A 12,043-nucleotide genomic window follows, 5' to 3' on the forward strand; every position below is an offset into this window, starting at 1 on the left:
CGTTACGTCTATCATCATTGTTAGTAGAAGTTCCATCGTTCTATCCTATTCCTTTCTATCCTATTCCTTCAAAAATCCCGTAAATAACGAGTTCATTTGCAGCTAGAAATGTTAATAGCCCTCTTTTTTCAAAGTATACTCATCTTATGTTCGATACGTGCTTCCTAATCTAGGAAATGCTCTTCTTTTTTATCATCCTTGCTCTAATGACTTGACATAATAAGGAATGGCTTCTATTTCTTTCCTTAACATATCATGAAGACTAGCACACTCATATAATAACATGGGATCACGAGGATAAATTGCTAGAAGGGAGATAGCAGTCTTTCTTGCTTCCTCTGACTTCCCTTCATCTGTTCATTTTCTATTGCGGTAATCAATCTCGTCCACTTTCCTTTTCTTTCTTCTCCCTATCAATTCTTGTATTTTTCTCTTCTAATTTCAGTTTCTATTCATAGAATAGTAAAACAAAGATTGAAGAGGTGAACAAATGAAGTTTAAAGCAATGATTCTTGCGCCTATTTTTTTCGTTGTTATTGTCTTCTTATCTTCTAGTTTCTTAACATCGATCGGAGGAAAATTCCTAGCTTCTTCCTTTGTTCAAAAATCTTTTCAGCATTTTCCAACAGAACTGCTTCTTTATACTATTGGAACCGAATCTCATTTTATGCAGTCCTTCTTGCCAGAGGATAACAAAATACCAAAGGCCTCCTCTATTATTTTTCAATTTGCAACAAATTTAAGGCCATGGGACGTCCGTAGTTTTTTAGGTCGAGAATTACCTGGTTTTTTTACGTTTGATGGGGAAATATATATAGCTGGAAAAGGTACAAATTATACAAACCTGCCAATTGAATCTTCACCTCCCATGGATGAATTGTTGCAAGAGAGCGAAATTGACGAAGCACAATTAATAACAGAAGAACAAAATGAAAACATTTCTCCAGAAAATACAACAAACGGAAGAAAAGTCCTTTATATTTATCACTCACATAGTTACGAATCTTTCAAACCACTGTTAAAAGACGGGGCTGTCAACAGTTCTAATGAAAAAGTGAATGTGATCGCAGTTGGAAAGAAAATGAGTGAGGAATTGGAGAAAAGAGGCATCGGAGTGATTCAAGAAGGAACCAATATGACAGATGCTCTACATAATAGAGGCTGGAATGCAAATAAGGCTTATATCCTTTCGAGAGAATTGGTGGTGAATGCATTAGCCAATCATAGTGATTTGACAAATATTATTGATATTCATCGTGATTCACAGCCAAGAAACGTTACAACAACAACAATTAATGGCGAAGAATATGCAAGATTGTTCTTTGTTGTCGGGAAAGAACATCCTGATTATGAAAAAAAGCTCCAGCTTGCAGAAGAGCTTAATAATAGACTGGAAAATAAATATCCGACCATTAGCCGCGGGGTCATGATCAAAAGTAAATTTGATGGCAATGGCTTATATAATCAAGACCTTGCACCTAATGCACTGTTATTAGAAGTAGGTGGCGTTGATAACAACTTAGAAGAATTATATCGGACAGCTGAAGCCTTTGCAGAAATATTTAGTGAATATTACTGGGAAGCAGAAAAAGTAAATCACTAACCATTTCTTTCCCAGCTGTTGGCAACTTGAGATTTTTAAAATAAAGTGAAACTTCCATGAGTGGGGGTTTTCTCTTATCCCACTGATAAGAAGTAGAACAAAGGCTAAGGTCGCAACGTCCTGTTGCAACGCCTTTGTGACCGACATCCTGTCGGCCCGAACCAATCGGACATTTGACTTTCAGTTATCTCCCACCTAGACTTCTTCGATTCCTCTTAAATCTTGAGGTGGGGGTGTTACTGCCAGTTAGATGTGGGATAAACACCCCACTAGTAGAAAACAACGATTTTGCTAGTGGGGCTCGAGTAAACCTATTTTATAAAATCGGAAGATTAGATTTTTTAGCAGCGGCAATGAGTTCTTTGATTTGCTCACGCTCGTCTTGATGGAGCAGCTCAACAATCTTACTGCCAACAACGACACCATCGCAATAATTGCTGAGCATACGCACTTGTTCTGGTGTAGAAACGCCGAATCCTGCAAGCACTGGCGTTGCTGTCATTTGTTTTAACTGTTGTAAATATTGGCCAATCTCTGTATGGTAAGACGTTCGTGCTCCGGTCGTGCCGGTAACGGTAACAGCATAGAGAAATCCTTCTGTCCGCGCCGCGATTTCTTGTTGTCTTGCAGCAGGGCTCGTAAGAGAAACGAGGCGAATAAGGGCTATTTCATATCTTTCTAAAGCGCCTGTTACAAGTATTTCTTCTTCTAATGGCAAATCAGGAATAATGAGTCCATCGACACCAGCTTTTGCACAAGCTTGTGCAAAATCATCAATGCCATATGCATAAATCGAGTTGATATACATCATCATGACTATCGGAATTTTTCTCGTTTCTTTAAATCTTTCCAGCTCGTGAAGAATATCGGTTAAAGTTGTTCCGTTTTCTAACGCACGCTTTCCAGCAGCTTGGATCGTAGGGCCATCTGCAACAGGATCAGAAAATGGAACACCGACCTCGACTGCGGCAGCGCCGCTTTTTTCTAGTAAGAGTACTTGTTCTTCTAGTTGATCGACGCCGCCGTCGCCTGCCATGATATAAGGAACAAAAGCTTTATGACCTTCGTCTTGTATTTTTTGAAACGCTGTTTCTAGTTTTTGTTTACTCATGTTCTCCACCTCCAATAATTGATTTTACAGCTTCAACATCTTTGTCTCCACGTCCAGATAAACAGATGACAAGCGATTGCTCCTTCGTCATTTCCTTCGCTAACTTTAGACTGTAAGCAACAGCATGAGAACTTTCCAACGCAGGGATAATTCCTTCTGTTCTTGACAGCATTTGAAACGCAGCAAGTGCTTCTTCGTCTGTAATCGATGTATAATGAATCCGTCCCGTCTCCTTTAGATAACAATGTTCTGGTCCAACACCAGGATAATCTAGCCCAGCTGATACAGAATGTGCTTCTTGAATCTGCCCGTGCTTATCCTGCAGCAAATACATCAGTGTTCCATGTAAAATACCGATTTTGCCTTTCGTCAACGAAGCCGCATGCTTATCTGTATCCAGTCCAGAGCCTGCTGCCTCTACTCCGTATAGCTTCACCGCTTCGTCCTCCACAAATGGATAAAACATCCCCATTGCATTACTTCCGCCTCCGATGCAGGCAACGACAGCATCGGGAAGTTTTCCAGTCTGCTTTACAATTTGCTGCTTTGTTTCTTCTCCAATGACACTTTGAAAATCGCGAACTATTTTAGGGAATGGATGCGGCCCTAGAACCGATCCCATAATATAGTGTGTATCCTCTACATGTGCAACCCAATAGCGTAAGGCCTCATTTACAGCATCTTTCAGTGTTCCGCTCCCTTGCCTCACCGATTTCACAGTGGCTCCGAGCAGTTCCATACGGAATACATTTAGTTTTTGGCGGCGAATATCCTCTTCCCCCATAAAAATGATGCATTCAAGTCCTAAAAGTGCACTAACTGTTGCTGTTGCAACACCATGCTGTCCTGCTCCCGTCTCTGCAACGACCTTCTTTTTCCCCATGCGCTGCGCTAATAGTGCTTGACCAATCGTGTTGTTAATTTTATGAGCGCCTGTATGATTTAAATCCTCTCTTTTTAAAAAAATGTTAGGTCCACCAAGTTTCTTTGTTAGATTTTCAGCAAAATAAAGCGGAGTTTCGCGGCCGATATATTGCCGTAAATAATCGTTCATTTTCTCGGCAAATGTTCGGTCTTTTATTGCTTCTTCATATGCTGCTTCTAATTCCAGGACTGCTTGTATCAACGTTTCTGGAATAAAGCGTCCACCGAATTTTCCAAAATGTCCATGTTGATCAGGAAGTGTATAAGTCTTCAAGATTTTTCCGCCTCTCTAATAGTTTGTAAGCTTGCTTTGCTTTATGAATAAATGCCTTGATTTTATCAGGGTCTTTTTTTCCGTTTGTTTCAACACCACTGGAAACATCGATTGCAGCTGGCTGCACGATGGAAATAGCGGTTTCTATATTCTCTGCATGCAATCCCCCTGCAAGCATCACCTGTTCGCGAGCGATTCCGTGATCTTTCATAAGCGACCAGTCAAAGGTTGTGCCATTCCCGCCTCGATATCGTCCAGTTGGACTGTCGACTAAATAATAATCACAATCATATGATGATAATCCCACGATATCTTCCTGACATTGAATACCAAATGCTTTAATCGTTGGCAGTGGGATCTGCTTGCAAAATGCTGCAGGTTCGTCCCCATGCAACTGAATGATATCTAAATCAACCTCTTTTGCAATCTGGAGGATGTTTGTTAACGACTCGTTGACAAACACACCGACTTTTTTCACATTGTTTGGTATCGTGCTGGCGATTTCTTTCGCTTTATAAGGGGCTATTTTTCGTTTGCTATCAGCAAAAACAAAGCCAATGAAATCAGCTCCAGCCTTACTCGCTGCTTTAGCTCCTTCCATATTGGTAATCCCACAAATTTTAATGATCACCCATCTTCTCTCCTTTCCTGCCTTAAATCGGTTGTTTGAATTGTGCAAAGGAGTGCCGCAGGTTTGTGGAACGCATGAACGTTTCACCAACTAATATCCCTTTTATACCGACAGCCTTTACTCGCTCTACATCCGCTTCTGTTTGAATGCCGCTTTCACTGATGAGAAGTATATTGCTGTTCTTTATCTTGCTTGCTAGTTCCTCCGTCACCGCTAAATCAACAGCAAATGTTTTTAAATTTCGGTTATTGATTCCGATAATATTAGCGCCGATATCAAGTGCAGTTTCCAGCTCTTTCTCATCATGAATTTCTAATAATACTTCCAACTGCTGCTCTCTTGCATGTGCATAAAGTGCTTTTAGCGTTTCTTTTGATAAAGCAGCTGCGATTAACAAAATCACGGTTGCGCCATAATCTTTAGCACGATCAATTTGAATCGGATCAATAATAAAATCTTTGCATAAGAGCGGAAGCTGGATGGCGCTTCGAACTGCCGCCAAATCTGCCATCGAACCTTTGAAAAAATGTTCATCTGTTAACACAGAGATTGCTCCAGCACCATACTGTTCATATTGAAGCGCTTGTTTCATAGGATCGACGTTCAAATTTAAGTCCCCTTTTGAAGGAGAAGCTCGTTTTATTTCTGCAATAATATTCATCGTATTTGCTTGTTGAAAACTGTCATATAAGGATGGATAAATTTGAATATGCGGTTTTCTCTGTCCTTGATAAGCGGTCTTTAAATATGCAACTTCCTTTTCTTTATGACGTAATATTTTTTCTAAAATTGTCATCTTACATCACCTTCTTTCCTGAAACTTGACTATCTCTAATTAAATACTCCAGTTTTTCTCGGGCTGCACCAGAGTCGATGCTTTCCTTTGCTGCCTTAATTCCTTCTTGAATGGTTTCAACAGAGCCATGGGCAAAAATCGCCAACCCTGCATTTAAAAGGACGGTGTCCCGATAAGCGCCTTTTTCTCCTTTCAACACCTTTAATAAAATTTCTGCATTTTCAAGCGACGTACCACCTTTAATTGCGTCATTATCATATACTGGCAACCCTACTTCCTCTGGATGAACCGTAAAGGGGATCATCTCTCCATTCTCTAAAAGGACAAGATGATTTTCTCCTGCCAAAGAGGCTTCGTCCATAAAGCCAGCCCCATTGACAATAATAGCGCGCCTTCTTCCGAGACGGTCGAGAACTGCCGCCATCATTAAGAGCATATCTCTTCGATAAATGCCGAGCAGCTGCGAATCCAGTTCAAGCGGATTTGTCAATGGACCAATAAGATTAAATACAGTCGGAATTTTTAAATCGTGCCTAATTTTCATGACACGTTTTAATGTTGGATGGACAGCTGGAGCAAATAAAAAGGCAATCCCATTATTCGCCAACAACTCTTCCATCTTGTCGGGATGAACATTGAGCGAAACGCCTAAATGCTCTAGGACATCCGCACTCCCTGTTTTACTGGAAATGCTGCGATTGCCATGCTTCGCTATTTTAATCCCAGCCCCTGCAATGACAAATGCCGATGTCGTACTGATGTTAAAGCTTTGGGAACCATCTCCTCCTGTTCCGCAATTATCCATCACCGAAAATGGGAGATGCTGAGCCATGACTGATTTCTCACGAATGACTTTGACAAGACCGGCAATTTCATCTGCACTTTCCCCTTTTGTTTTTAAGGCTGTTAGAAAAGCACCTATTTCCGTTTCGGAAATGTGTTCAGAAAACATGCTTCGTGAAGCGCAGATCATTTCTTCAAATAATAGCGGTTTATTCTCCGTTAATTTTTGTAAATATTCTTTCATTTTTCTGTACCCTCCCCATCTCATTCAAAAAATGTTGGAGTATCCTTTTACCGGATTTTGTTCCAATTGACTCTGGGTGAAATTGAATACCGTACAATGGATAATCTTGATGCTTAATGGCCATGATTTCTTCATCATCCATAGATTTTGCAGTAATTGTAAAAGCCGGCGGCAACGTTCCCTTCTTAATGACAAAAGAATGATAGCGCATCACAGCGAGCGGCTGAGATAAATATTGAAATATCCCCTCGCCATTATGTAGAATCGGCGACTGCTTGCCATGTTTGATACGTGTTGCTTGCACTAAATCCGCTCCAAATGCAGCTGCGATCACTTGATGTCCTAAACAAACACCAAGAATTGGCAGCGTTTGATAGCATCTTTTGACGATTTCAAGGCAAACACCGGCATTAACTGGCAGCCCTGGGCCTGAGGAAAGCACGATTGCTTTTGGAGATAAAGCGAGAATTTCCTCCACCGTCATACAATCGTTTCGGATCACTTTTACCTCTGCTCCTAACTCTGCAAGATATTGATACAAGTTATACGTAAAGGAATCATCATTATCGATCAGTACAATCAAGAGCCTTCCACCTCCAATAATGCTTTTGCTTTGTTCATCGTCTCAGCATATTCTGCCTCTGGATCAGAATCGAGTACAATTCCTGCACCCGCTTGCAAGTATGCTATTTGCTCCTTAATGACAAGTGTGCGAATTGCAAGCACGATATTTGCATCTCCGTTGAGATTGATATATCCAACTCCTCCGCCATAAACCCCTCTTTTTTCTGTTTCAAGCTCGTTAATGATTTCCATTGCTCTTATTTTTGGCGCCCCAGATACTGTCCCCGCAGGAAGACAAGCGACTAGCGCATCTATGCTTGAATAGCAAGGCGCTAACCTCCCTTTCACTTCCGAGACGATATGCATCACATATTGATAGCGTTCGATAGCCATGTACGTTGGAATGGTGATACTGCCGATTTCACATACTTTGCCTAAATCGTTGCGGCTAAGATCAACAAGCATGTTATGCTCAGCGATTTCTTTCTCGTCCTTTATTAATTCTTTTTCTAACGCTTGATCGATTGTTCGTGATCTCCCTCGCGGCCTCGTGCCTGCAATTGGATTTGTTGTAATCTGTTTTCCGGTTGTTTTAATTAAGCTTTCAGGAGAGGCACCTAACACAATATAATCTTGGAAATCGAGATAAAACATATAAGGCGATGGATTCGTTCTTCTTAGCCGTCGATAAAATTGAAATGGATCAACTGTAAATTTCGCTTTGAAACGTTGTGAAAGAACAATTTGAAAAATATCCCCTTTTCTAATGCTTTCCTTTGCTTTCTCTACCATTTCCATAAAAGTTTGTTTGTCTATAGAGGGCTGAAAACATCGCTTCCAATCTACTTCTTCCTTCTCTTCTTCAGCAGGAGTAAAAATCTCCTTTTTCATTTCTATCAGTCTTGCTTCAAGCGCCTGCTTATTTCTATTGCCATCAAGATTGATAGCAACGAACGTGAGTGTTTGTTTTACATGGTCAAAAATAATCGCATCTTGATACACCATGAAATGAAGATCAGGCATATTGATTTCATCTGCCTTTATATGGCCAATATCTTCATATTGGCGAATCATATCGTAGCTAGCATAGCCAACCGCTCCACCGTAGTAAGGGAATGGAATCGGGAGTTCCACATTGGGAAGGTGTTCTCTTATAATGTCTAAAATTTTCCCTTTCCTGATGGAATGTTCGTTTAAGCCTAGCGACTTAATTGTTATTTCATTGCCAGTACCGATGATTTCTAGATATGGATTGACGCCAATAAAAGAGTATCTGCCTTTTTCCTCATGCTTCAAAGAGCTCTCCATTAAAAACTTTTTATTGCCAGACAAGCGATTAAACACACTAATGGGAGTGGCGCTGTCTCCATTTGCCTCCAATGTCTTATAATCAACCTTAGACCTAAGATTTGTTGTATCCATTAACATTTCTCCTTTTATAAAATAAGTGAAACAACCACTCACTCGTTTTTAAGAACAACAAACCCTAGCTGGAGCTTACTGTCCTGTGGAAAAAATAAAAACGTCCTCTATGAACACGAACTAAACTCATGTTCATAGAGGACGTTTTTAACGTGGTGCCACCTCTTTTTGGAGAAATCTCATGATTTCCCCCTCTTCTTCAAGTACAGGATCTTATCATTGATCCGATACTCTATCCTTTTAACGGCGGAATCCCGGATTTCCCTACTTTACATTGCATTCAGGAAACCTCTCGCAAGCCCATTCCATTTACCATCACATACTAGGTTTCCAGCAATCCCCAGCTCTCTGTTATGATCCGATATATGTACTCTTCTTGCTTAACAATTTCAACGATATTTAATTATCCTAAAAAGATGCGAAATAAACGCAAAAAAGGGGTTCTCCATCCAAAAAGGACGAGAAACCCCGTGGTACCACCTTCATTAGCTGTTCGAAAACAGCTCACTTTCAACGCATAAGCTTATTGAGTCTGTTCAAGTTTCTTGAACACGCACTTATCTTCGCTTTTATGCTGTCTTAGATAACGATAAGACATTGTCGCCAAAGCCTACTGCTTTCATTAAGGTTCGGTTTGGGGCTCGAAAGTCCATTCATCTGCTCGATCACACTGGTTCACACCAACCACCAGCTCTCTTTTCGTTTCGTCACAGATTACTTCTCTTCGTCTACGCCATTTTGTTTTGTTATTTGTCGGAACTTTATTTGTTACTTATCTTAGAGTGCTTTTTTTTATTTGTCAAGGGTTATTTTTAATTTTTTCACAAATTTTTCTCGCATAACTTCTGCTAATGATTCTATTTCCACCACTGATTGCAGCAAGTCCTGATTGTCGCGATCGTGAAAATACAGCTGGTTGACTGCTAAAACTGTGGCGGTCTTTTCAGGGCGATCCAAAAGGTGAATTTTTGCATCAAGTGAAATGCACCCTGCTTCTAATACTCTTGCAAAATAACCAGTATAACCTGTTTCTATGACCCGTTTTAACAGACTGTCAATCCCGTTATGTTGTGAAATCGTTGCACAAGGAATTCTGTTTTGGCTTATTTGGACAGTTGCTTCCCCAATTTTGTAAATATCACCAATACAAACATCCTGCTCCAACATGCCTGCTACTGATACATTTTCACCAAAACCCGGCCGCAATAAATCTTTTCCAAATTCCATTTGCCATTGCGAATAATGCTCTACCGGATAAAAACAGACAGCCCGATCAGGTCCGCCATGATGTCTATGGTCTGCTACACCATCTTCTTGAAAGCCACCCTTCGTTAAGTAGATTTGATCCTTGCTATTTTTGCTAATTGCAGATGTATACATTTTCCCCTTATATACATATTGTTTTGGTTTCCCTATGTAAAGACTCTTTAATTGCAATGTCATCCCTCCTATGTCATTCGTTTAATTTAAAAACAGCAATCTTTCTCTATAGCATACAATAATTCCTTTCTTGCGCCTACAATTGACTAAGGATGCCGCACCCGCTTCCTTCAAACGATTTATCGAAAACATCATTCAGTGGCAGGAGTACGCTGAATTACATTTGCAGAACGCCAAACAATTCAGTATGCAATTGACCGGTCCTGCTGCGTGGAGAGAAAACCAAACGGACGGTGCAACCGCAAGTGATCTTCCTTACAACATTGTAAAAAAAGCCTGCGAAAAATACGAAGGTGTTGCACTGTCTACGTAAAGGGATTTACGGGGTAAAATAGTCCCGTAAATTCTATTATTATTCAGAATTATTGAAGGGGAAGGCTGTAGAAAAGTATGTAAATGGAGAAGGCAATTACCAGACTCTTTCTGATAAACTGGATCTTCATTGTCCATTCCAGCTAAAATAATGAATAAAACTAATACAACTATCAATAAAGCAACTAAGCCATCGTGCATCGATAGAATAACGAGTCACAATGGCTTTCAGGAACGTCTACTTGATAGGGATATATTTAGTCTTTTTTGCTAGTTTTTTGTCGAAATGTCAAATCGTTTGTTCCCGGTTTCTTCTGAAGAAAGGCCGATTGAACATTCGGCTCGCCCCATATACCATATTGGCCGCTGTACAAGCAACGACATGACGACTGGCGGTTAACGGATTGCTCGTTTTGGAACACCGAATTCGCAGCTGTTCGACAGCCAGACCTTTTTTCGACAAGGCTTCGTCAAATTCCTTCTGTGCGGTTTGTTTAGCCTTAAACAGCATCATCTGCACCCTGCTATATACATTGATCGCTCCGTCCCCAGTTGTTTCAATCGGAAGGAAAATCGCTTCGGGAAATTTTTCAGTGATAAGAGACTGAACCCCGTCCGAAACACCAGAAGACGGCATGCAGCCAAATGGCTTGACAGAAATGGTCATGTTCACCTTCCGCTTTACCACATTAAGAATCAATTTCCCTACTTCCATATGGCCTTCTCCGCCACGCAATTGGTTGTTGTAATGGTCATGGGCAACCTGGGCAATCTCTTCCATGTCCGGCAAATGATACCGATGCAGACCGATAATATTGGCATACGTCTGGAACAGAAGTCGAATGAAACGGTCAGCCATCCATAACATACGCAGCTTCAGTACAGGGTTCTTCCCTTTCAAACCGTGACGTCCAGAATCCGCCTCCCGTAAATTCATCCGTTTGCGGGTATCATAGCGCCCCGACCAGATAAGGAACAGGATCCAAGCTGTAACCGATTGGACTTCGACCTCGGCTCCTTCGCTTTCCAAAAACCGCTGCAGCTGGTAATTGCCGTCTCCTTCTGTAGTCATCGCCCAAAATTCGCCGATAATGCTCACTTTCGGTTTGACCTTCGTTCTGTCCACCCGAACGGACTCTAGTTCCTTCCGGCATTTCAATAATGCAGGCAGCAGCCACTTTCGAGTGTTCAGGGCATCGTACAAATATCGCTTGCAGCGTTCTAGTGCGGCATCCGTCGAACCGGATTCGACTTCATAAGGACGTATCCGATAAGCAAGTGCATTAAGAATGTCGCCGAGCAATACCGCTTTTAGAAAACCGACAAAAAAAGATGTATCAAGCTTCAGGGCAGATTCCCCGCCGGTTGCCTGTTTCAAACCGTCTGTTTGCTGAAACAGCAGGACGCGAAAACCGGCAAATCCCGCATCACGCAATGCTTTTCGGTATTCAGTCACATAAGTTCCAAAACGGCACGGACCGCATGAACCGCTAGTCACGAACAGGTAATTTTCGACGATTTCCTCCTTCGTTTTACCTTCTTCATCACGAAGGTAATGCAGGTATTTAATCAAATTGCCGATCGTGAAGTAAGTCGGGTTGCATTGCCCGCGGTTGCCAAATTCTTTTCCGTAGCGAAGCGACTCATTATCCGGGCAGTCGAGATGTTTCACCCGATACCCCAGCCCACTGAGTGCCCCTGCCACCAAGTAATCGTGGGCCATCGTCAGCCCGCCAAAAAGAATGGTAGTAGTTGCCTTGTCCTTGAGCAGAAATTGACGGGGTACGGGATCAAACCACTGGTTTATTTCTTGACGTAAACCCAGCGCTTTTTCCTGTTCTTTTTGAAACAACAGCAATTCTTTCTCGATAAAGACGTCATGCTTGTTTCGTTTTTTCTTATTTCTAACAGCCATATTTGCTTGTCCCTCCTTATTGAT

General features: G+C 41.4%; 11 protein-coding genes and 2 other annotated features. Of the genes, 2 read left to right on the forward strand and 9 right to left on the reverse strand.

The window, feature by feature from the left end; translation table 11 throughout:
• Window positions 1–490: 490 nt before the first annotated feature.
• Window positions 491–1,603 carry a stage II sporulation protein P gene (gene spoIIP / locus J2S08_RS06470; protein WP_307227810.1) on the forward strand — a complete coding sequence of 371 codons (1,113 nt, stop codon included), beginning with the start codon at window positions 491–493 and terminating at the stop codon, window positions 1,601–1,603.
• A 316-nt stretch (window positions 1,604–1,919) separates the two neighbouring features.
• Here spoIIP and trpA read toward each other — a convergent pair whose 3' ends face one another.
• The 8 genes from trpA to J2S08_RS06510 form a co-directional block, all read right to left on the reverse strand.
• On the reverse strand, window positions 1,920–2,714 hold the full coding sequence (gene trpA, locus J2S08_RS06475) for a tryptophan synthase subunit alpha (protein WP_307227812.1): 795 nt from the start codon (window positions 2,712–2,714) through the stop codon (window positions 1,920–1,922).
• Complete coding sequence (gene trpB / locus J2S08_RS06480; protein ID WP_307227814.1) at window positions 2,707–3,912, reverse strand: tryptophan synthase subunit beta; 1,206 nt, start codon at window positions 3,910–3,912, stop codon at window positions 2,707–2,709. The genes trpA and trpB overlap by 8 nt, the downstream gene beginning before the upstream one ends.
• Window positions 3,890–4,543 (reverse strand): phosphoribosylanthranilate isomerase, encoded by a 654-nt coding sequence (locus tag J2S08_RS06485; RefSeq protein WP_307227816.1) that lies wholly within the window; start codon window positions 4,541–4,543, stop codon window positions 3,890–3,892. Before J2S08_RS06485 ends, trpB begins: the two co-directional genes overlap by 23 nt.
• 22 nt (window positions 4,544–4,565) lie before the next feature.
• Window positions 4,566–5,339, reverse strand: coding sequence for an indole-3-glycerol phosphate synthase TrpC (gene trpC, locus J2S08_RS06490; protein WP_307227818.1), 774 nt, complete (start codon window positions 5,337–5,339; stop codon window positions 4,566–4,568).
• Between the two features lies 1 nt (window position 5,340).
• Complete coding sequence (gene trpD / locus J2S08_RS06495) at window positions 5,341–6,366, reverse strand: anthranilate phosphoribosyltransferase (RefSeq protein WP_307227820.1); 1,026 nt, start codon at window positions 6,364–6,366, stop codon at window positions 5,341–5,343.
• Window positions 6,332–6,949 carry an anthranilate synthase component II gene (locus J2S08_RS06500; protein WP_307227822.1) on the reverse strand — a complete coding sequence of 206 codons (618 nt, stop codon included), beginning with the start codon at window positions 6,947–6,949 and terminating at the stop codon, window positions 6,332–6,334. The genes trpD and J2S08_RS06500 overlap by 35 nt, the downstream gene beginning before the upstream one ends.
• Window positions 6,946–8,352, reverse strand: a complete 1,407-nt coding sequence (trpE, locus tag J2S08_RS06505; protein WP_307227824.1) for an anthranilate synthase component I — start codon at window positions 8,350–8,352, stop codon at window positions 6,946–6,948. Before trpE ends, J2S08_RS06500 begins: the two co-directional genes overlap by 4 nt.
• A 134-nt stretch (window positions 8,353–8,486) precedes the next feature.
• Window positions 8,487–8,745: a binding site (T-box leader), on the reverse strand.
• 58 nt (window positions 8,746–8,803) lie between these two features.
• Window positions 8,804–9,092: a binding site (T-box leader), on the reverse strand.
• 52 nt (window positions 9,093–9,144) lie between these two features.
• Window positions 9,145–9,789 carry an MOSC domain-containing protein gene (locus J2S08_RS06510; RefSeq protein WP_307227826.1) on the reverse strand — a complete coding sequence of 215 codons (645 nt, stop codon included), beginning with the start codon at window positions 9,787–9,789 and terminating at the stop codon, window positions 9,145–9,147.
• A 166-nt stretch (window positions 9,790–9,955) separates the two neighbouring features.
• Between J2S08_RS06510 and J2S08_RS06515 the strand changes: the two genes are divergently transcribed.
• Complete coding sequence (locus J2S08_RS06515; RefSeq protein WP_307227827.1) at window positions 9,956–10,105, forward strand: hypothetical protein; 150 nt, start codon at window positions 9,956–9,958, stop codon at window positions 10,103–10,105.
• Window positions 10,106–10,393: 288 nt separating this feature from the next.
• On the opposite strand, the gene J2S08_RS06520 is transcribed toward J2S08_RS06515, so the two are convergent.
• On the reverse strand, window positions 10,394–12,019 hold the full coding sequence (locus J2S08_RS06520; RefSeq protein WP_307227829.1) for a 2-hydroxyglutaryl-CoA dehydratase: 1,626 nt from the start codon (window positions 12,017–12,019) through the stop codon (window positions 10,394–10,396).
• Between the last annotated feature and the right edge of the window lie 24 nt (window positions 12,020–12,043).

Source organism: Bacillus chungangensis (assembly GCF_030812995.1).
In the GTDB taxonomy this organism is placed as follows: Bacteria; Bacillota; Bacilli; order Bacillales; family Bacillaceae_C; genus Bacillus_CF; species Bacillus_CF chungangensis.